Consider the following 21,387-nt stretch of genomic DNA (forward strand, 5'->3'; position numbering starts at 1 on the left):
TTTAAGATGACCGTAACATAGCATAGCATTTTGGCGGGAAGCTGAATAGCTTCACGGGAATGTGTAAATATTTGTCACCGCAGATCGGTTTGACGGTGCCTATTCATTTTCAGAAAACTGGAGCTTTCCGCTGGTTTCATCCGCCGTCTTTTCAGTCAACTCCAGAACAAAGGGATCGCCTTCATCGGTTTTTCCGGAGAGCGTATTGCCATCCTTCTCGATAACAAAATTCTCGTCTGTCATCTTCGTTTCAAACCAGGTCACAAGCTCTTCGGTGCTGCTTGGTGCATCAAAACTCAGAATGACCTTGCCGCCCTCCCCGTCTTTATCTTCAACATTCAGGCCAGTGACTTTGGTCCCTGGATAGAGCGATACATTGTTTAAATCGAAATCATCGCTGTCCAATGATATCTGCGGCAAATCGACGTCCATCGAGAAACCGTCTGTCTTGATGGAGAATTTACTGTCTTCGCCTTCCCCGCCAATTTTTACTGTGTCGGCTTTGCTGCCGCCCTTGCCGTCAACGTCGATCGACATTTCAAAACCATCGCCGTCCTCACTCTCTCCGGCTGAACAGGCAGACAGAGTTAAAGGAATGGCAGCGAGCGCTATAAGATATTTATTAGTCATCGGGAATCTCCAAACTGTATTGCATTGATAATACAGTTTGGAGATGTCAGGTCAAGTCAGAGCTTGTTTAGGGCTCAATTGTTGCTCCCGGATTGGCCGCGTTGACGACGCCGCCGTCAACGATCAGGGTCGTGCCAATCACATAGTCGCCTGCACTGCTCGCCAGATAAATGGCTGCTGCGGCCATATCTTCGGGTCGACCAATCCGTTTCGCCGGAATGCCTTTTTCGACAGCATCCTCATGATCGCGCGCTGCCTTGTTCATGTTGGACGCAAAAGCACCTGGCGCGATGCCAGACATGATGATGTCTTCCGAAACCAGTTTGGATGCCATTTTACGGGTCAGATGAACCACCGCCGCTTTGGACGCCTGATAGCTATAGGTTTCCCATGGATTGACTTTGAAGCCATCGATCGACGCTATATTGACGACTTTGGCCGGCCGATCAAAACTGGCAGCGGCCTTCAGTTGCGGATGCAATGCCTGGGTCAGGAAGAATAGACCTTTGACATTCGTGTCCATCACCTTGTCCCAGCCGGCTTCGGGGAAACTCAAATATTCTTCGCCCCAAGCCACACCGGCATTGTTGATGAGAATGTCGAGCTTTTCTTCATGCTTCGCAAGCTCTACAGCGAGCGCCTTGCAACCTTCAACAGTACTGACATCGCCCGGTACCGAGATGCAATTGTCACCCATTTCAGCCGCAGCGGCATCACAGGCATCGGCTTTCCGGCCCGAAATATAGACCTTCGCACCTTGAGCAAGAAAGCCTTCCGAAATCATCCGCCCGATACCGCGATGCCCGCCAGTAACCAGAGCAACACGGCCTTCGAGCGAGAATAGTTTGTTAAAATCCATCATGATATCCTTTTAGTAGCCGTGCATCTCGGCAACGAGATTGGTGTGATAATTGGCATCACCCATAAATTCAGACAGCGCTCGGTCACGTTTCATGTAGAGGCCAATGTCATATTCATCGGTCATTCCAACGCCGCCGTGCATTTGCACGCCTTCCTTGACCGACAGTGAAGTGGCCTTGCTCGCTTTGGCCTTGGCAACCGATATCATCAGTTCAGCTTTTGATGAACCTTCATCCAGCATTTGCTGCGCCTTCAACACCGTCGCACGCGCAATTTCCATTTCGCTGTAAAGATGCGCCGTACGATGCTGCAACGCCTGAAACGTTCCGATAATTGTATCAAACTGCTTGCGACCTTTAATATAGTCCACAGTGATATCCATGGCACCTGCGCCAACGCCAAGGGTCTCCGCTGCCGAACCTGTCCGACCCGCATTGAGCATCCGCTGCAGAACCGCACCGCCCTCATCGACCTCACCAATCACTGCATCGGCATCAACGACCACACCATCAAATTCAACATGGGCCGCCACTGCACTATCCACTAAACGGACGCTGTCTCTGGACAGGCCAGCAGCTTTGGTATCCACAGCAAAAAACGTAAGCCCCTTGTCATCGCCCGCACTGCCACTTGTCCGCGCTGCGACGATCAACGTATCGGCCGATCCGCCCTGCACCACAAATTGCTTCTTACCATCTAGTTTGAAACCATTGCCTTCACGGGTTGCCGCCATGGAAATTTGATCGGGACGGTGCTTAGCTCCTTCGTCAATAGCAAGCGCTAGCACGCTATCGCCGGACAATATTCCAGGGAAATATTTCTCGCGCAATGCTTTCCCACCCGCGTTGAGCGCTTCCACGCCGGCAACTGCAGTAGCCAGAAAAGGTGACGGTGTGAGGTTGCGACCGATCTCTTCGAGCACAACACCCGCTTCCACATGACCAAGACCAAGACCGCCTTCATCTTCAGAGACTAATATTCCCGTAAAGCCCATTTCTGCGAACTGCTTCCAAAGAGCGTGCGAGAAACCATCTTTGCAGTTTTTGTCACGAAATTCCCGGAAATGAGCGACATTACCTTCGCCCTTCATAAAATCTGCTGCGCTGTCCTGCAGCATCTTCTGGTCGTCATTCAAGTAAAGCGGCATCGCTTTTATCCTTCTAATATGGTTGTTTAACTGCAGCCCTCTTAAGAGTTTGGCAATTGCAATATCTGTTTAGAAACGACGTTCAGCATCACTTCGCTGGTACCGCCTTCAATACTATTCGCTTTGGTCCTGAGCCAACCACGCGCCGTAAGCCCGCCATTGGATGCATCACTTTCCCATTCCAGCACTTCACTACCACCGGCGGACATGATCAGTTCATGACGGCGTTTGTTAATTTCGGTCCCGGCATATTTCATCATATTGGGTTGTGCGGGATGACAGAGATTAGCTTTGAACGTATCACCAAAACGCTCCGCCATCGCACGGAACGCAAGAACGTCAATATCCATATCCGCCATCTGTGCACGGAGCATTGGATCATCCAGACGGCCCATTTCATCACGGCCATATTGATCCGCAAATTTAGCGCCCAGAGATGTTGCGCCAGAAGAACCATCACCGGAAATCATGCTGCGCTCATGACCCAGCAGATATTTGGCAACATCCCAGCCACGATTCACTTCGCCGACAACCGAAGAGACAGTATCACCATATGATTTTGGCACTTCTACATCAGCAAAAAATGTCTCACAAAAAGCGGATTGACCAGAAATCAAAACGATCGGCTTTGTTTCCACACCCTTGCTCATCATGTCGAACAACATAAAGCTAATGCCCTTGTGCTTGCTCGATTTATCGGTCCGCGTCAGACAGAAAATCCAGTCAGCCTTATCAGCATAGCTGGTCCATATCTTCTGACCATTGATCAGATAATGATCACCCTTGTCTTCGGCTGAGGTTTGCAGCGACGCCAGATCAGAACCTGAACCGGGTTCGGAATAGCCCTGACACCAACGCACTTCGCCGCGCGCAATCGGCGGCAGGAAATGGAGCTTCTGTTCTTCGGTACCAAAGTGCAACAGCGCGGGCCCAAGCATCCAGATGCCAAAGCTCGACAAGGGCGAGCGAATTTTTAGACGCCCCATTTCCTGCAGCAAGATTTTGGTTTCGGCACGCGACAGCCCGCCGCCGCCATATTCTTTGGGCCAGTCGGGAACGGTCCAGCCTTTGGCGGCCATTTTGTCCATCCATTCTTTCTGACCCGGTTTAAAAGTTGGGTTTTTACCACCCCAGCAAATATCGCTTTCATCGACAACAGGCTGGCGCATTTCCGGTGGGCAATTGGCTTCGAGCCATGCTGCAGTCTCTGCACGGAAACTTTCAAGGTCGGACATGATGAGGGTTCCTTTAATTGGTCAGTTAAGGCGTGACTATCATAGGTGAGGCCCAAGGTTCAATGACCCGCTTACCCAAAGACGGAAAAAATAATCGAGCCGGGGGAAGCATCATGGATTCCGTAGCGGCAAATCAATCTGTTATCAGAATCGATTGACGGCCAATTCTCGCTAGGCCTATGTTCCAAAGAAAAACAGCCCCGAAAACTGGAGTGAGATGGATGCGATTTGAAGGAAAAACCGTTGTGATAACGGGCGGCTCATCTGGCATCGGTCGCGGGACTGTTGATCTGTTTTTGCGTGAAGGTGCAGAAATAGTGATGGGCGATATCGACGCTGAGGAAGGCACTGCGATGATGTCGACACTGGGAGATAATTTTTATTTTTATCGATGCGATGTCACGCAGGAAAATGAAGTCAAAGCGCTGATGGATCATGCCGCCGAGAAAACCGGCGGAATTGACATAGTCTTCAATAATGCTGGGGCTGGCGGGCCGCGCGATGCAATTGACGAGATAAGCGGCGATGATTGGGATTTTGCGATGGCGTTGCTTTTGAAGTCCGTAGCAATGGGTATTCGTCATGCAGCACCACATCTGAAAAAACGCGGCGGCGGTGCGGTTATAAATACGGCATCCGTTTGCGCTTTTCAGGCTGGGTTTGGCCCTGTCGCCTATTCGACGGCAAAAGCCGGTGTACTCCACCTCACCAAATTGGCCGCCGCCGAGCTTGCGCAATATAAGATCCGGGTCAATGCCATTTGCCCTGGTTTCATCCAAACCAATATTTTTGCCGCAACGGTAGGTGCCAACAAAGAAGAGGCGCAGCAGATAAATAGCGTTTTGGGACAGGCCGCAGCGGGCGCGCAGCCAATATCCCGACCTGGTATTCCGGACGACATTGCCGAAGCCGTTGCCTATTTTGCCTCTGATGCGGCCGGATTTGTGACCGGCACACATTTGCTGGTCGATGGCGGATTGCTGGTTGGCACGCAATCAAGCTGGGATCCTGAAGCGCCGGGTATGCTGGATGCTATTTTGCCGGAGCATCTAAAGTGAGCGCACTCACCGATCCGCTGCCGACTAAAACCAAAATCCTCTATGGCTTCGGCTCTATCGCTTACGGGATAAAAGATAACGGCTTTGCTACATTTCTTCTGTTCTATTACAATCAGGTCGTCGGACTACGCGCTGATTTGGTCGGGCTTGCGATTGCGATAGCGCTGATCGCAGATGCTTTTATTGATCCCCTGATCGGACGAATGACTGATCGAACCCACACCCGTATAGGTCGCCGCCATCCCTGGCTATATGCGTCCGCTGTTCCGATTGCCGCAACATGGCTGTTATTGTGGCATCCACCGGAAGCTAGCGAAACCGTCCAGTTTTTCTATTTATTGACGCTTGCAATGCTGGTTCGGTTCAGCCTTTCTTTGAACGAAGTTCCAGCCCTCGCGATGCTACCCGAATTGTCGCGGGACTATCATGATCGCACCAGCATCACGCGTTTTCGTTATCTGTTCGGCTGGGGTTCGGGGCTTTCCATAATGGCCCTCGCCTACAGTATTTTTCTGGCTCCGACCGACGAGCACCCCGTGGGGCTATTAAACCCCGACGGTTATTCCAAATATGCGATTGTTGGCAGTATATTTATGTCCATTGCCGTGCTCGTCGCTGCATCATCGACTCATAAAAGAATTGTCGGCGCCTATCACGATTCAAAATCCAAGATTCAAGCGTCAGATACATGGAAGCAGATGTTTGACACGCTGCGATATCGCCCCTTCCTGCTGCTCCTTCTGGCTGGTGTTTTCGCTTTCACAAATCAGGGCGTGGTATTTGCTCTGAATACTTATTTGCTGCCTCATGTCTGGCAGCTGGACCAAAACGGTCTCTTCCTATTTGCTATGTTGCTGTTTATCGCAGCGGTCATCGCATTTGTTTTCGTGACGCCAATTTCACAGCGCTTTGGCAAGGCGCGATCGGCCAGCGTCTTTACGCTCATCGCTATGGTGTTAGGAACGGCCCCTTATTGGCTGAGAGCGATGGATTTATTTCCCGAACCCGGATCACCTGCTTTAATCCCTACTCTATTCACCTTCCTGATTTTGGGCACTTCGGCCAGCATCTGCGCGATGATATTGACGACGTCGTTGATGGCAGATGTGACGGACGCATATGAGCATGAACATGGGCGTAGATCTGAAGGCGTATTCGCGTCCGGTGTCTGGTTCATGCAAAAAACCGTCGGTGCATTGGGGATATTATTCGCCAGCCTCATTATCGCATTGGTGCAATTGCCGGAGAAAGCAACGCCGGGGACAGTAGACATTGCCATCATCGACCGCTTATCACTGGTTTTCGCTTCCTTGACCGTCGTTATCGCGCTGATCGGCGCATGGGCTTACACTCTCTTCCCGCTCGACGAAAAAGATCATCAGGCGCGATTGGACGAGCAATCGAAAAAGCCGATGCCCGCAGAGTAACAAATTTCAATCCCAGCAAGTTTACGTGTGGAAAAGCAGAACGGTCTCTGATAGTTTAATTGCATAGTTAAATTAGAAAGCCCCCAAAAAGGACACGCGCATGGATTTTGATCTTACCGAAAAGCAAGAATATTGGCGCAATCAAGTGCGCGAGCACATCGACAACCACGTCCGTCCGCGCGTGGCCGATTACAAAACCGAAGACGAATCTGGAGATCGCTGGAAAGTGATTCAGGTTGTTGAAGAAGAAAAAGCCAAGGCGAAAGAAAAGGGTATCTGGAACCTTTTCATGCCACCGGCAAACCCCAATCTCACGCATATTGACGATGTTTTCCAATTTGAGGGGCCGGGCCTTACTAACTTGGAATATGCTTTGTGCGCGGAAGAAATGGGCCGTGTCGGTTTTTCATCTGAAGTGTTCAACTGCTCTGCCCCCGATACCGGCAATATGGAGGTTTTCCATCGCTACGGCACATTGGAGCAAAAAGAGCAATATCTGCGCCCTCTCATGAACGGTGAAATTCGCTCTGCATTCCTGATGACCGAACCAGCGGTTGCATCTTCCGATGCTACCAATATTGAAACCGCGATTGTCCGCGACGGCGACGAATATGTCATCAATGGTCGCAAATGGTGGTCTTCCGGTCTCGGTGATCCTCGCTGCAAAATAGCTATCGTGATGGGCAAGACATCTTTTGAAGGCAGCCGCTATACGCAACAATCCCAAATATTGATGCCGACCGATGCACCGGGTGTGAACATCATCCGCCATCTGCCCGTCTTCGGCTATGATGATGCACCACATGGGCATATGGAAGTTGAGATGAAAGACGTTCGCGTTCCTGCTTCCAATATCATCTTGGGTGAAGGTCGTGGTTTTGAAATCGCACAGGGGCGTCTTGGACCTGGCCGTATTCATCACTGCATGCGTACCATTGGTGTTGCGGAAGAGGCTCTGGAGAAAATGGTCAAGCGCCTGCAATCGCGTTCAGCCTTTGGAAAACGCATTTCCGAACACAGCGTTTGGGATGAGCGTGTTGCACGTGCACGTATTGATATTGATATGAGCCGCCTGCTCTGCCTGAAAGCGGCTGACATGATGGACAAAGTCGGCAATAAATATGCAAAAGCCGAAATCGCCATGATCAAGGTTCAGGCTCCAACCATGGCTCTGAAAATCATTGACGATGCTATTCAAGCACATGGCGGCGGCGGCGTAAGCGAGGACTTTGGACTGGCGCAGGCTTATGCACACCAACGCACGTTGCGCCTCGCGGATGGTCCTGATGAAGTCCACAACCGGACCATAGCTAAGATGGAATATGGCAAATATGCCGAAACCGCTGATGGCAGCAAAATGAAGGAAGAGTTTTCCTCAGGCGATCTTGCTGTTACGCGATAGAAGAGGATCGAATAGATGAAAGCAGCAGTCCTGGTTGAGGCGGGCAAACCGCTCGAAATCGAAGAGGTTAGCATCTCCAAGCCTGGACCGCATGAGGTGCTGATCCGAACGGCCGCTTGCGGTTTGTGCCATTCGGATTTGCATTTCATTGACGGTATCTACCCACATCCCTTACCTGCCATCCCTGGGCATGAGGCAGCTGGCATTGTTGAAGCCGTTGGTAGTGAAGTACGAACGGTTGCTGTCGGCGATGCCGTCGTCTCTTGCTTGTCGGCTTTTTGCGGACATTGCGAATTTTGTGTCTCCGGTCGTATGTCCTTGTGTCTTGGCGCGGACACGCGGCGGGAGGCAGGTGACGCACCTCGCATCACCCGGCCAGATGGTTCGACTGTTGCGCAGATGCTCAATTTGTCTGCCTTTGCCGAACAAATGCTAATTCATGAACATGCCTGTACTCGGATAGATCCCGAAATGCCGCTTGATCGCGCCGCCGTTATTGGCTGCGCTGTCACGACCGGAGCAGGAACGATATTTAACGCCTGTGCTGTCACACCGGGAGAAACTGTAGCTGTAGTCGGCTGTGGCGGTGTCGGGTTGGCAACCATAAATGCTGCCAAAATTGCTGGTGCAGGCCGTATCATTGCGGCAGATCCTGTTCCAGAAAAACGGGAACTTGCAATGAAACTTGGCGCGACAGATACTGTGGACGCCATGGCCGATGATGCGGCAGCACAGATTTTGGAGCTTACCAAAGGCGGCGTCGATCATGCTATCGAGGCTGTCGGTCGTCCGTCATCGGGCGAACTTGCAGTCGGATCGCTCAAGCGTGGAGGCACAGCGACAATTTTGGGTATGATGCCTCTGGATCATCAAGTTGGCCTCAGCGCCATGGATTTGCTATCCGGTAAGAAATTGCAAGGGGTGTTGATGGGCGAAAACCGTTTTCCGGTTGATATCCCGCGCCTTGTTGATTTCTATCTGCGTGGAATGCTCGATCTGGATAGTATTGTTGCTGAGACCATTCCATTGGAGCAGATTAACGATGGTTTTGAAAAAATGAAAAAAGGTGATGCGGCGCGATCCGTCATTACATTTGCTTAAATTAGGTAGAGGACTTCCATGAACCCACAAGAAGACATGACTGGTACCATGGCGGTGCCGGATAAAGACAAACTGGACGAGGCAAGCCTCGCCAAATGGATGGAAGCCAATGTCGAAGGCTTCGCCGGTCCTATGGATATTACAAAATTCAAAGGCGGCCAGTCTAACCCGACCTACAAGATTGAAACCCCAGGCACCGACTATGTGTTGCGGAAAAAGCCGTTCGGTAAATTGCTGCCATCGGCCCACGCAGTCGATCGGGAATTCAGAGTCATTGCTGGACTGCATCCGGCCGGTTTTCCCGTCGCGAAGCCATATGGTCTTTGTGACGATGATGATGTCATCGGCACTATGTTTTATATCATGGGCATGGCTGATGGCAGGACGCTGTGGGACGGCACTCTGCCGGGAATGGAACCAGATGAACGGCGAGCGATTTATCACGAGATGATCGATACGCTCGCTTTGCTTCACAGCTATGATCCTACTGAACTTGGCCTGGAAAAGCACGGTAAACCAGGAAATTACTGTGAGCGTCAGATTTCCCGTTGGACACAGCAATATAAATTATCCGAACTGGGAACCATTCCGGAAATGGATCAGCTAATCGAATGGCTGACCAAAACGATACCGGAGCAGAAAAGCTTCGGCATCGTTCATGGCGACTACCGGCTCGACAATATGATCTTTGCCCATGACAAACCTAAAGTCATCGCGGTTCTTGATTGGGAGCTATCGACTCTCGGTGATCCGATTGCCGATTTTGCCTATTGGCTGATGGCTTACGAGATGGAACCAGAGGGTCGAAGCGGCCTGAAAGGCGTGGATCTGGCATCTCTCGGCATTCCGTCCAGGGAAGAAGCCATCGCTCGCTATTGCGAGAAATCAGGCATTGATGACTTGCCCCCGATGGACTGGTATCTTGCTTATAATCTGTTCCGGATTGCCGCTATTTTGCAGGGCATTCAGAAGCGTGTAGTAGATGGTACGGCGAATAGCGCTGCGGCAGCTGAAATGTCCGATCGCGTAACACCATTGGCGCAAGCCGGATGGGAAGCAGCGAAGCGCGCTGGCGCATAACTCAAAACTTCAGGAGCACAGCATGGCGGACCTCAAAGACAAAGTAGCCATTGTCACCGGCGCAGGTAGCGGCATTGGCCGAGCATCAGCGCGGCTATTTGCAGAACATGGCGCCAAAGTCATCGCCAGCGATGTGACCGATGCCGTCGAAGAGACGGCCAAAGGCTCTGACGGTAACATCATCGCTATCAAGGCTGATGCGGGCTCTGAAGGCGATATAGAAATGCTCGTAGAGGCAGCAGAACAAAAGTTCGGCGATCTCCACGTCTTCTTTGCCAATGCCGGTATTGGCGGAGGCTTTGAGGGTATTTTCGATAGCAGTGTTGCTGAATGGCAGGAAGTCTTACGCGTCAATCTGATTGGTCCTTTTCTCGCCGCGAAATATGCCGGTAAAGTCATTGCCGAGAGCGGACATGGGGGTTCGATTATTTGCACGGCCAGTGTTGCTGGCATTCGTTCCGGTGCCGGTGGTCCGGCTTATTCCGCGTCTAAGGCTGGTGTTATCAATCTTGTCAAAGTGGCCGCGCAGCAATTTGCTACAGCCAATGTCCGGTGCAACGCTATTTGCCCAGGTATCACGGAGACTGGTATGACCCAGTTTATCTATGACAAAGCGCGGGAGAAGGGCAAAGAGGACCGGCTTGGTTATCTCAATCCGCTGCGCCGCGGGGCCAATCCGATTGAAATGGCGGAAGTTGCCTTATTTCTGGCATCTGACCGGTCATCCTATGTCAATGGACAGGCAATTGCGGTAGATGGTGGACTAAGTGCGTCGCACCCGGTTACCCGTCAGGAATTTGGCCGTACCGCCGTTTAACCGACTAGTTCGCGAAAGCAAGCGCGCCGTCTCCCAATTGAACAAAGTCTACCCGGCCGTCAGTGGCACCGCACAGGAATGTCGTCTGCGCTGTGCCCGACAAACCGCCTTCGACGCGCCAGCCTGCACCGTCACGGGCAACTGATTGTATTTCGGAAACGCGGGCTTTATCTCCTGCTTGCCGTTCGGCGGCATTGGAGCAGACGTTTATCGCTGTGTCCATCGAGCCCGTGCCGCGATCGCTGCGATTGTCCGAGCGACGATCTGAACGGCGATCATCATAGCGCCGGTTGTCGCTGCGCCTGTCATAACGATAATCGCGGTCTTCATAGCGGCGATCCTGCTTGTTCTTCGAAGCCGCGCTGGCAATGGCTGCAATGCCGCCAATGATCAATACACCTGCCAATACGTCGCCTGCATCCACCCGGTTTCGGTGCCGACGATAGCCGCGGCCATAGCCATAGCCGCGATAGCCACGGTAACCACGATGGCTGCGCCATCCTTCGGCTTTGTCAGCGTCGGCGGTCCAACCCAGGCTATCCAGATCCAGGACATTAACGGGTGCTGGTGCAGGATTGACCGGTGCTGCCATCGCAGGCGCAAATCCGGTGAACACCAAGGCCGTCGACGCAACGGCTGCTGAAATTGTCTTTTGAAAACTCATAACTCATACCCCCAGTTTCACTAGATTCTGTACCTCAAAACCCAGCCATATACCACAAATAGTTGGTTCAGCCTGTCGCCAGGCTGAACCATATTCTTATATCATGTAACCTTAGTAGCGATGTCTAAGGTCTTTCAGGCGAACTCCGGAAACCCGGCGACCTTCAACATAACAGGTAAACTTACCGCGATCATAGCTGCGGCGATAACCGCGACCACCATCTTTCACCACAATCCGGCCCTTGACCTTATAGCCATAGCGGGTCCGCTTCACATCGCGGATCTGGGTTACATCGGCGCGGCCATAATAGCTTGCTTTGCGCTCCGCAGCCCGGACACATTTGTTCACTGCCCGGCGCGGTTTGATCCGCTTGCGATCACCATAGCCATAACGGCCATCACGATAGCGCCGGTCACGATAACGGCGGTCACGATAATCATCGTCATAATAGCTGTTGCTATATTTATCCTTCTTGCCCGACGATAAAATCGCCGCCAGTCCGCCAAGCACGACTGCGCCTGCAATGACTTCTCCGGCGCCAATCCCATCCCGATCATAGTCTTTCGCCATCGCCGGAGTCGCTGAAACGGCCATCGCAGTTGCGGCAGCGGTTCCGACGACTGCTGTTTTAAGAGTATTCATCTCCACTTTCCTTTCAAACTACTCGAGAATCTTTTTCCGAGCTTGCAAAGCCTTTTTAGAGGATGGCTGTTGAGTGGAGACTGAACCTTCTTGTCAGCAGTTGTTCAGGTTAGTGGCTAGTTTTATGAACGCAATAATTCCCAGTTTTCTGCCAAATAGGTGCGAAGTTCACAACATGCACAATCCCCTTATGGGCTTTCACGGAAAAGTCGGATTCAGCAGAAATGACAAATTCCATGTGCCGATTCACCAAACATATGAAATCGAATCCCAATCCAGAAACAATGCTGAATGATATCATAAGCAGCGACATGTAGGACAGCGGTCTATCCACAGCTCGATCCCGGAATCAAAAAGGCCGGAAGTGTCTCCACCCCCGGCCTTTCGTAGAATATGTTGAGCTTTAGAAGCCTTTGCGAACGGTCAAACCAAATGTTCTTGGCTGACCAACCCGGAAAGCGGTTCGCGCGCGCCCTCCCCGTTCCCGATCAAAGGACAGCAGTGCGTTTTCGTCAAAGACATTCTTCACATAGATTGTCACATTGAGCTGATTGTCAAGTTTGACCCCTGCGCTGAGATTGACCAGTTCATAGGCTGGCAATTTCAAGTCGATGACCGTCGCTTCATTGCCAGTGGCGCCGCCAAATGGCAGTCCTGAAACGAAGGAGCGTGGATTGTCGACCTGGTCGCTTGGTTGGGTGAACCGGCTGCCGACATGCTGCGCCGACGCACTTACAAACGCTTCACCGCTGCCAATCGGCCAGCTGTAGGTCGCATCACCCGATATCTGGAATTTCGGCACTGAAGGAAGCCGATTACCGTCTTCCACACCGCCCAATACGTTACCGGAGCCATCGACAACGGTGGAGTCGAACTCCGCTTCCAGTATAGATCCCGACAACCCGATATCGAGACCGGTGAGCACCTCTGCCGACAATTCCCATTCCAGACCCAGCGTATGCGCTTCCGGAACGTTGAAGGTGATCCGCGAAGAACAGGAGCCTGCATCCAGCGTGACCTGCAAATCGCTGATATCGGTATAAAAAGCCGCAGCATTGAATGTAATGCCGCCCTTTTGTGCTTTTACACCGACTTCATAGTTCCACAGCGATTCATCATCATAATCCTGGAATGAACCAAATATGGCCGCATCCTGTGGTGAACATAGAGGGACGTTCAACGGATCATTCACACCGCCTAGACGAAAGCCTTGCGATGCTTGCGCATTGACCGAAATATCATCGGTTATGTCATAATTGACCAACAGGCGCGGTGTGAAACCATCGGACGAAGTCACATCAACCACACCGCTATCGCCATTGGCGAACAAGCCGCCCGTGGTAATCATCCGCGTTTCTTCAAAGTCATAAAAACGACCGCCAGCCGTAATCGTCAGGCTGTCGGTGAGATCGAAGCTGGCTTCCGCAAAGGCAGCAAATTGTTCGATGTCATAGTCCAGATCGGAGTTGAACGGAGAGTCCGCACCAAATCCGTTGGCAACAGCGGCGGATGTTCCGGCACCCAATGTCGCATCGGTTGCCGCATCATAACCGGGGGTTGGCAGGCGCTGGCGATATTCACGCGTAACGGACGAATAGAAACCACCGACGACCCACTGGAACCGGCTGTCATTATTGGAGGCAAACCGGACCTCTTGGGAAATTTGCGACAGATCAGTCGTGTCACGCAAATTGGATGGCAGCAATACCGCAGCATCCGGAAAACCGAGATCCACCGATACTGAACCGGTTAGCGCGCTCGCATCGCGGCTGACCAGAATTTCACGATCAGTATAGCTGGTGACAGCAGTAAAGTTCACTGGGCCCAGATCCGCATTGAACGTCAAGTCGGCGATCATCGTCTGGTCTTCAAAAGCCTCGTCGAGCAACAGATATTGTTGCCGCTCGCCAAGTTGAATGTCAGGCCGCGTGGTGGTGAACGGATTGGCAAAGACGTTAAACACTTCCTGACGATTGAAACCGTCAGACTTGATCTCCTGATAAACAATCCGCGGGGTAATTGTCATGCCTTCGACCGGCTGCAGTGTTAGCGCCAGACGGCCGCCATAGCGTTCACCACTGTTCACGTCTTCCTCTGACGCCCCGCCTTCACCCAAAGCTTCGATAAACCCGCCAAACTGGGTGTAGTAACCGACCGCGCGCAGGGCGAGCTTGTCGTCGATCAGTGGGACGTTGACCGCGCCTTTCAAACTGTAACCGATATCATCACCGTCGACGAGATTGATGTCCGCTTCAGCAACACCTTCCAATTCATTCAGATTGGGTTGATTGGTGATATAGCGAATGGTGCCGCCAATAGAGCCCGAACCGAACAACGTGCCTTGCGGTCCGCGCAAGGTTTCCACACGATTGAGGTCAAACAGGTCAAGGTCCGGCGTAAACAAGGACAGCGAGATTACTGACTCATCGAGATAGACACCGACCTGTTCTTTCACGCCGGGTTGATCACGAACAATCTGTCCCGCAGAAACGCCGCGAATGGCCACCTGACTTTGGCCGGGTCCAAGATTTTGAATGGTAAGGCCCGCGACATTCCGGGAAATGTCCTCCAGGGTCGTAGCCCCGCTTTTCTGAATATCCGCCGCTGTCTGGGCATTGATGGAAAATGGAATATCTTGAAGATTGGCGTCACGTTTTGTGGCCGTAACAATGATGATATTGTCATCCGCCTCTGCCGCTTCCTCTGCGTCTTGAGCCCATGCCGGCTGTGATGCCATGGCAAAAGCCAATGCGGACAGACTGGCAAATTTTACTGATTTCATAGCTAAACCCTCTCCATATGTTCTGCTGCGATGACCTTTATGGTCAAGTTCACAACTGAGGCTCTTTGGCCCACAACCATATTAAAATGGGATTTTACATGTAAGGGAAGTCGAAACTCTCATTTTGCCTAGTATTTTTGACAGGGGCTGGTTTTCTGTGACGAATTGGTCACAGATCGGACCTATTCATCCGATTTGGACAAAAAAGGGCCGGGGTGTTTTCACACCGCCGGCCATAAAGTTGTTGTTCTCAGGAGGAACAAGGTGAGGTGCCGGCCTCAGTTCTGGGAGGAGAGATGGCCGGCACCAAGCTGTTTAACCCTTGGCAAATTCCGGGTAGGCTTCGACACCGACTTCGGTGATATCCATACCCAGCCGTTCGTCTTCCTCGGAAGGCCGAACACCAATGGTGAATTTCAAAATAGTCCAGACAACAGCGCTAAGGACAAAGGTAAAGGCGCCAATTGCGACCACACCCAAAGCCTGAACACCAAGCTGTTGACCAACGGTCAGGGTAACACCGTCAACTTCCGACTGCGTGTTCCAGGCGACGATCAACGTGCCCCAGATACCGGCCAGAAGGTGGACAGGAATAGCACCCACGACGTCGTCAATTTTCAACTTGTCGAGCAGCGGCACTGCGAACACTACAATCAAGCCGCCAACGCTACCGATAAGGATAGAAGCCGGAACAGACGGCGTAAGCGGTTCTGCCGTAATCGACACGAGGCCAGCCAGCGCGCCATTGAGCGCCATGGTAACATCGATCTTCTTGTAGAGCAGTTGCGTCAGGATGATCGCTGTAACAACGCCACCGGCTGCAGCCATGTTGGTGTTCACGAAAATCTTGGAAACATCGCTGACATCGCCAATTGTGCCCATGGCAAGCTGTGATGCGCCGTTAAATCCGAACCAACCAAGCCACAGGATAAAGGTACCCAATGTCGCCAGTGGAATGTTGGAACCCGGCATCACGGTGATCTTGCCGTTTACATAGCGTCCCAGACGAGGTCCGATGATGAGCGCGCCAGCCAGGGCGGCCCAGCCGCCGACAGAGTGCACCAGTGTCGAACCGGCAAAGTCACTAAAGCCGCGCTGATCAAGCCAGCCTGTGCCCCATTCCCAGCTACCGGTAATAGGATAGATAAAGCCGGTCAGGACCAGAACAAAGAGCATGAAGGGCCAGAATTTGACACGCTCGGCAACGGTGCCTGAAACGATCGAAGCGGTTGTCGCGCAGAAAACCATCTGGAAGAACCAGTCCGATGCAACGGAATAGCCGGTTTCGACATCGGCTTCACCAACGGCCTGCATGCCATAAGGGCCGAAAGTTCCAATCCAGCTCGTCACATCTGTGTACATCAGATTGTAACCGGTGACCCAGAACATGATGCCAGCAAGCGAATAGAGCCCGATATTTTTCAGGCACTGCATGGAGACATTTTTCGAACGAACCAGCCCAGCCTCGAGCATCGCAAAACCAGCGGCCATCCACATGACCAGGAAACCGCCGATGAGGAACAGCAGCGTGTTGAAAATATAGGCGACATTGGCGCTTGGATCAGCAACTTCGGCTGCTTCCTGCGCCAGTGCAGGTGATGCCATCCCGATGGCCATCAATCCCGCGGATAAAGTTATGATTTTTCTCATTATTATAATTCCCTGATTAAATCGCGGTATCGCCGGTTTCGCCGGTGCGAATACGAACGGCATCTTCCAGCCCCATAACGAATATCTTGCCATCTCCGATGGACTCCGTACCGGCCGTGTTTTGAATAGCTTCAACGGCCTGAGCAGCCAGATCGCTGCTGCATGCGATTTCCAGCTTCACTTTCGGAACCATGTTGGTGGTATATTCGGCACCGCGATAAACCTCGGTCTGGCCTTTTTGACGCCCGAAACCTTTCACTTCTGACACGGTCATGCCCGCAATCCCGACTTCGGTCAGCGCGTCTCGCACATCGTCGAGCTTGAATGGCTTTATTATGGCAATGATAAATTTCATTATGCCCCCTTTGATTTGTTACCAACGGCAACTTCGCAAAGGGCATGCCAGAATCACAAGCGACTGGATTCAAACAGAAAAGTGAATCTCAAATTCTGAAGAAAGTGTAAATATTGTGCAGCGCAGCAGGATTGCCTAATTTTTAGGCAGCACCTTTTTCGATTCTCGCAAGAATGTCCGGAATGATCGCAGCAGTTTCCCGGCGGCCGATTTCAATCAGTTCATCCGCCTTGGTGAAATTCTGCATATCGATATGGCCCACTGGCGGCGATAGAGCGAAATCAGGCGGATCGAGCGCCAATGAATAGCGCCCCAGATTACGCAGCGACAAGCCGATAGAGGCTTTGACGATAGCGATGCTGTTGGGATATTTGCCATCCTCACGGCTGATCCCGGCCATTTCGGCGCGATTGATAAAATCGTCCTGCAAATTGACCGACAGGCAAAGCGCGTCGGGGGCCATTTCCCTTGCGGGAGAAACCGGCACCGGCAAGGCCGCACCGCCATCAACCAGCAAACGGCCATCATATTCCACCGGTTTAAAAATGCCGGGTAAAGACATAGAGGCCCGAACCGCAGGCACCAGCTTGCCGCTATTCATGATAATCGTGTCACCGGTCTTCAGATCAGCCGCGACAGCCGCAACCGGAATAGAGAGGTCGGCAAAGGTCAAGCTGCCCAGCTGTTCCTCCAGCTCTTTCTCAATTGTCCGCGCGCCCATGACCGCGCCGCGTTTGAAATGCGGGTCCATGAAGCGGATCAAAGTGCGCAAATTCGCCGTGCGCGCCGTTTCCTCAAGATAGTCGAGTTTTCCGGCAGCAAAGCTCGCCCCTGCAATCGCTCCGATGGAGGTGCCCGAAATAGCGGCAATTTCAATCGGCGAATCCTCAAGCGCACGCAGCACGCCGATATGGGTCCACCCCAAACCAGCACCGCCACCAAGAGCCAGCGAAAGCTTCATAACGCAACATCCTCAGCCAATATCGCTTTCGCTTCGTCCAAATCCTCGTCGAGCACCATGACGCGGGCTGGCAAAGCTATCCCTGCCCCCTCGACAATATTCACGCCGCTGTCGAAACAAACGGCGCCAATGCCAGCGGCTTCGAGCCGGCCGCGGATTATCTCTGCTTCATAGCCATGCATATGGCGGGACAGTTCGACCAAGCTCATAGCCCTTAGCCATTCCCGCTGAGATAACGGTCGGTCGCACGCGTCGGCAGGCCATCGATGCTCTGCACCCGTTCCGCGATCTTCTCCATCCATTTTTCGGGATCAGCCTGCCGGTGATATTTGACCAGCGTTTCGCGCTCGGCCTTTAATTCCATCTGCGGCACGCCCCAGCCGCAACTGGTTTGCACATTGTCCACAGCGATATCGAATATCTGACGCGTGCCTGGCAAAATCTCAAAATGAGCAGCGAGTTCATCCCAACCGTCATCCTGCGGCAAGACCGGCTTTCCGGTCCCATAGAGTCGCATGATCAGCGCAGGATTGGCGAAATTGTTGAACATGATCGTCACCCGGCCATCCGCAATCAGATGCGCATGGGTTTCATTGCCGGACCCACCAAGGTCCAGATAAGCGACACGTTTTGACCCCAATACCCGAAAGGCATCATATCCTTTGGGCGAGAGATTGATCCGCGCGTCCGGTGCGGCCGTCGCCACAAAAAATACCGGCTGCTTCGCGATAAAAGCGGTATGATCGTCATTTAATGCATCAAAAAATTCAGCCATTGTCTCATTCCTGTTCAGTAGAACTGCCGTCCTAGCACTAACATCCATATAACGGCTGCGACCCCGTGAATCAGTATCACTGGCCATAGCGACCGCGAAACAATGCGGATGTGGGACAGGATAATACCAAAAACCAGCATGGCAAAGCAAAACGAAGGCATGGCCAGAACCCCGTTCCATTTCGTCTCGTTGATCATCACATAAATCGGGTATGAAAGCGCAAATGCGACGGTCGCGAGCCAAGCCCCCCACCGCGGACTATATTTGGCCAAGGCGGACAAGAGAACACCACGAAACACCAATTCTGCTGGAATCGCTGAAACGAAAAAGGCGACAAAGACAGCACTCACAGCCTCTTGCCAGCGATCCACTGGATACCAATGGGCCCAGCCACCTAGAAATCCAATGAAACCGACAATGGCCAGTACGGGTATGGCAAGGCGCAAAGCCGCCAGCCACTGTTTCGCATCCGGCCATGTCTTGAGCGCCGTCCATGTTTCTTGAAATATTATCCGCACAGCGCCTACCAACTCGCCCCCTCATCCATAGCCGCCTGCTCCTCCGGACGGGTTTCACGGCCCAGCACATCATTGCGATGCGGAAAGCGTCCAAATTTCTCGATCACATCGCGATGCGCCTTGGCAATTTTAATGTTGTTTTCAACCCCCAAAGCCGTGAACAGTCCCAGCGAGCGGGTCTGATCTTCCAAATCTTCGCTGTGCATCAAGGGCATGTAGACGAACATCCGTTGATCGTTGGTCAGTTTGTGATCCAGTTCACGGTCGATTGTTTCGTTGGCAATTTGCAGTGCCAGATGGTCGGTCGCAAAGGCCTCTGACGTGTCCCTGAACATATTGCGCGGAAATTGATCGAACAGGATGATCGCAGCCAGAGCAGCTTCGGGCGACGCGAGAAAGTCTGTGGCGACTTTCGCCCTCTGCTCTACCCAAAGCTCTTGAAAGCGCTCGGTGATTTGTTCGTCGATAGCTTCGCCCGACCCGAACCAGTCATTGGAATCGAGTTCAGTGAACCAATAGACTAGGATGTCGTCAGTCCAGCTCATTCAAAAATTTCGTCTAGCGGCTCACTGTGCAATCCAAGTCCATGCTTGATCAACGCCTGCCTAAATGCCCAAAAAGACACCGGCACCCCAGCCAAGAAACCAACCGCAGCTACTAAAAGGGTGGTATTCCCAGAAAACCCTGACCAACCAGCAACTATTCCAGCGAAAAACACTGCGATACCAGCAGCTAAAAAACCAAAAACCGAATTACGCCAGAACATACTCCACCAGATCGGGATTGTTTGACGATATGGAGGACTCTTGGTCATTCTATCTCCAACCTTATGCCGTGCCCCCAACGGTCAACCCATCGACCAACAATGTCGGCTGTCCAACGCCAGCTGGCACAGATTGCCCGCCTTTACCGCACACGCCGATACCTTCGTCCAGCGCCATGTCATTGCCGATACCGGTCACCTTGGTCAGTGCGGTCGGACCGTCGCCAATCAGCGTCGCGCCTTTGATCGGTGCGCCCAGCTTGCCGTTCTCAATCTTATAAGCCTCGGTGCAGGAGAAGACGAACTTGCCGGAGACAATATCCACCTGTCCGCCGCCAAAGCTCTTGGCATAGATACCGTTTTTAACGCGGCCCATCAGCTCGTCGGGATCATCGTTACCGCCGCGCATAAACGTGTTGGTCATCCGCGGCATTGGCGCATGGGCATAGCTTTCGCGGCGACCATTGCCGGTCGCGGGAACGCCCATAAGGCGAGCGTTAAGCCGATCCTGCATATAGCATTTCAATATGCCATCCTCGATCAGGACATTTTCCTGCGTCGGCGTGCCTTCATCATCGATGCTCAGCGATCCGCGCCGTTCATTGATCGAACCATCATCGACAACCGTCACACCCGGCGCGGCGACACGCTCGCCAATGCGTCCGGAAAAGGCGCTCGTGCCCTTGCGGTTGAAATCGCCTTCGAGACCATGACCAATAGCCTCGTGCAAAATAATGCCGGGCCAGCCAGGGCCAAGCAATACGGTCTGTTCGCCAGCAGGCGCATCGACACTTTCAAGATTCACCAACGCCTGATTAAGCGCTTCATCAATGGCCCGATTCCAGCGGCTTTCCTCAAACAGCTGATCATAGAGATAACGCCCGCCCATGCCAAAGCTGCCGGTTTCACGGCGGCCATTTTGTTCGGCGACAATCGATACGTTGAGCCGCACCAAAGGCCGCACATCGGTTGCAACGAACCCGTCGGGACGAACAATCTCAACCACGCTCCAACTGCCGGACAGGCCAACAGACACCTGTGCAACCCGCGGATCACGGGCGCGCGCCGCCGCGTCAATTTCTTGACACAGCGCGACCTTTTTCGCGAACGGAATTGTTTCGAGCGGATTGGCCTCACCATAAAGATGCTGGTTCGAACCACGCGGGGGCGCAGCCGCTTCACCCTTGGCCGGATCGAGCAATTGCAATGTCTGCGCCGCGCGTTTGATGGCCGCTTCGCTGATCTCGTTGCTATGCGAGAAACCGGTCATTTCGCCAGATACACCACGCAGGCCAAAACCACTGTCCGTGCTATAGTCGGCTGTCTTCAGACGGCCATCATCAAAGCCGAAGCTCTCTACCGCGCTATATTGCAGGTAAAGCTCCCCATCATCACAGGCCGAAAGACTACCGGAGACAAGCGCTTTGGCCCGTTCCGGGTCCAAGCCATCAGGGCGATACAAAAACGAGCGAGGGTCAATATTTTTCATCATTTCTTTTATATAGAAACGAAATCGGGG

At 52.6% G+C, this 21,387-nt stretch carries 22 protein-coding genes; 6 read left to right on the forward strand and 16 right to left on the reverse strand.

Annotated features, from left to right (window positions below; genetic code table 11):
• Positions 1 to 99 precede the first annotated feature (99 nt).
• The 4 genes from ABJM21_RS12385 to ABJM21_RS12400 all read right to left on the reverse strand — a co-directional run bounded on the left by ABJM21_RS12385 (position 100) and on the right by ABJM21_RS12400 (position 3,873).
• Complete coding sequence (locus tag ABJM21_RS12385; protein WP_348302550.1) at positions 100 to 630, reverse strand: hypothetical protein; 531 nt, start codon at positions 628 to 630, stop codon at positions 100 to 102.
• A 67-nt stretch (positions 631 to 697) separates the two neighbouring features.
• Positions 698 to 1,489 carry an SDR family oxidoreductase gene (locus ABJM21_RS12390; RefSeq protein ID WP_348302551.1) on the reverse strand — a complete coding sequence of 264 codons (792 nt, stop codon included), beginning with the start codon at positions 1,487 to 1,489 and terminating at the stop codon, positions 698 to 700.
• 12 nt (positions 1,490 to 1,501) lie between these two features.
• Positions 1,502 to 2,638: an acyl-CoA dehydrogenase family protein gene (locus ABJM21_RS12395; protein ID WP_348302552.1), complete on the reverse strand. Its 1,137-nt coding sequence runs from the start codon at positions 2,636 to 2,638 to the stop codon at positions 1,502 to 1,504.
• Between the two features lie 41 nt (positions 2,639 to 2,679).
• Positions 2,680 to 3,873, reverse strand: a complete 1,194-nt coding sequence (locus ABJM21_RS12400) for an acyl-CoA dehydrogenase family protein (protein WP_348302553.1) — start codon at positions 3,871 to 3,873, stop codon at positions 2,680 to 2,682.
• Between the two features lie 221 nt (positions 3,874 to 4,094).
• On the opposite strand from ABJM21_RS12400, the gene ABJM21_RS12405 reads away from it, so the two are divergent.
• From ABJM21_RS12405 to ABJM21_RS12430, 6 genes are all read left to right on the forward strand, one after another.
• On the forward strand, positions 4,095 to 4,931 hold the full coding sequence (locus ABJM21_RS12405) for an SDR family NAD(P)-dependent oxidoreductase (protein ID WP_348302554.1): 837 nt from the start codon (positions 4,095 to 4,097) through the stop codon (positions 4,929 to 4,931).
• Positions 4,928 to 6,358, forward strand: a complete 1,431-nt coding sequence (locus ABJM21_RS12410; RefSeq protein WP_348302555.1) for an MFS transporter — start codon at positions 4,928 to 4,930, stop codon at positions 6,356 to 6,358. Before ABJM21_RS12405 ends, ABJM21_RS12410 begins: the two co-directional genes overlap by 4 nt.
• A gap of 100 nt (positions 6,359 to 6,458) precedes the next feature.
• Positions 6,459 to 7,760: an acyl-CoA dehydrogenase family protein gene (locus tag ABJM21_RS12415; protein ID WP_348302556.1), complete on the forward strand. Its 1,302-nt coding sequence runs from the start codon at positions 6,459 to 6,461 to the stop codon at positions 7,758 to 7,760.
• 15 nt (positions 7,761 to 7,775) lie between these two features.
• A complete protein-coding gene (locus ABJM21_RS12420; protein WP_348302557.1) occupies positions 7,776 to 8,861 on the forward strand; it encodes a Zn-dependent alcohol dehydrogenase in 1,086 nt (361 codons plus the stop codon).
• A gap of 18 nt (positions 8,862 to 8,879) precedes the next feature.
• Entirely contained in the window at positions 8,880 to 9,941 is a 1,062-nt protein-coding gene (locus tag ABJM21_RS12425; RefSeq protein ID WP_348302558.1) for a phosphotransferase family protein, read from the forward strand.
• Positions 9,942 to 9,963: 22 nt separating this feature from the next.
• Positions 9,964 to 10,758, forward strand: a complete 795-nt coding sequence (locus ABJM21_RS12430; protein ID WP_348302559.1) for an SDR family oxidoreductase — start codon at positions 9,964 to 9,966, stop codon at positions 10,756 to 10,758.
• Positions 10,759 to 10,762: 4 nt separating this feature from the next.
• Here the strand turns inward: ABJM21_RS12430 and ABJM21_RS12435 are convergent, their stop codons facing one another.
• From ABJM21_RS12435 to tldD, 12 genes are all read right to left on the reverse strand, one after another.
• Positions 10,763 to 11,422 (reverse strand): hypothetical protein, encoded by a 660-nt coding sequence (locus ABJM21_RS12435; protein WP_348302560.1) that lies wholly within the window; start codon positions 11,420 to 11,422, stop codon positions 10,763 to 10,765.
• Positions 11,423 to 11,533: 111 nt separating this feature from the next.
• Positions 11,534 to 12,064 (reverse strand): hypothetical protein, encoded by a 531-nt coding sequence (locus ABJM21_RS12440; protein ID WP_348302561.1) that lies wholly within the window; start codon positions 12,062 to 12,064, stop codon positions 11,534 to 11,536.
• A gap of 403 nt (positions 12,065 to 12,467) precedes the next feature.
• Positions 12,468 to 14,846, reverse strand: a complete 2,379-nt coding sequence (locus ABJM21_RS12445) for a TonB-dependent receptor (RefSeq protein WP_348302562.1) — start codon at positions 14,844 to 14,846, stop codon at positions 12,468 to 12,470.
• A gap of 315 nt (positions 14,847 to 15,161) precedes the next feature.
• Positions 15,162 to 16,496, reverse strand: coding sequence for an ammonium transporter (locus ABJM21_RS12450; protein WP_348302563.1), 1,335 nt, complete (start codon positions 16,494 to 16,496; stop codon positions 15,162 to 15,164).
• A 16-nt stretch (positions 16,497 to 16,512) separates the two neighbouring features.
• Entirely contained in the window at positions 16,513 to 16,851 is a 339-nt protein-coding gene (locus tag ABJM21_RS12455) for a P-II family nitrogen regulator (protein ID WP_348302564.1), read from the reverse strand.
• A gap of 142 nt (positions 16,852 to 16,993) precedes the next feature.
• Complete coding sequence (locus tag ABJM21_RS12460; RefSeq protein WP_348302565.1) at positions 16,994 to 17,812, reverse strand: patatin-like phospholipase family protein; 819 nt, start codon at positions 17,810 to 17,812, stop codon at positions 16,994 to 16,996.
• Positions 17,809 to 18,021 carry a DUF2007 domain-containing protein gene (locus tag ABJM21_RS12465; protein WP_348302566.1) on the reverse strand — a complete coding sequence of 71 codons (213 nt, stop codon included), beginning with the start codon at positions 18,019 to 18,021 and terminating at the stop codon, positions 17,809 to 17,811. Before ABJM21_RS12465 ends, ABJM21_RS12460 begins: the two co-directional genes overlap by 4 nt.
• Before the next feature lie 5 nt (positions 18,022 to 18,026).
• Positions 18,027 to 18,587 (reverse strand): pyridoxamine 5'-phosphate oxidase family protein, encoded by a 561-nt coding sequence (locus tag ABJM21_RS12470; RefSeq protein WP_348302567.1) that lies wholly within the window; start codon positions 18,585 to 18,587, stop codon positions 18,027 to 18,029.
• A 14-nt stretch (positions 18,588 to 18,601) separates the two neighbouring features.
• Positions 18,602 to 19,105 (reverse strand): CPBP family glutamic-type intramembrane protease, encoded by a 504-nt coding sequence (locus ABJM21_RS12475; protein WP_348302568.1) that lies wholly within the window; start codon positions 19,103 to 19,105, stop codon positions 18,602 to 18,604.
• A 5-nt stretch (positions 19,106 to 19,110) separates the two neighbouring features.
• Positions 19,111 to 19,650: a DUF924 family protein gene (locus ABJM21_RS12480; RefSeq protein WP_348302569.1), complete on the reverse strand. Its 540-nt coding sequence runs from the start codon at positions 19,648 to 19,650 to the stop codon at positions 19,111 to 19,113.
• A complete protein-coding gene (locus tag ABJM21_RS12485; RefSeq protein WP_348302570.1) occupies positions 19,647 to 19,919 on the reverse strand; it encodes a hypothetical protein in 273 nt (90 codons plus the stop codon). The genes ABJM21_RS12480 and ABJM21_RS12485 overlap by 4 nt, the downstream gene beginning before the upstream one ends.
• A 13-nt stretch (positions 19,920 to 19,932) precedes the next feature.
• On the reverse strand, positions 19,933 to 21,360 hold the full coding sequence (gene tldD / locus ABJM21_RS12490; RefSeq protein WP_348302571.1) for a metalloprotease TldD: 1,428 nt from the start codon (positions 21,358 to 21,360) through the stop codon (positions 19,933 to 19,935).
• Positions 21,361 to 21,387 lie beyond the last annotated feature (27 nt).

Source organism: Parasphingorhabdus sp., from assembly GCF_039977335.1.
GTDB lineage: Bacteria > Pseudomonadota > Alphaproteobacteria > Sphingomonadales > Sphingomonadaceae > Parasphingorhabdus.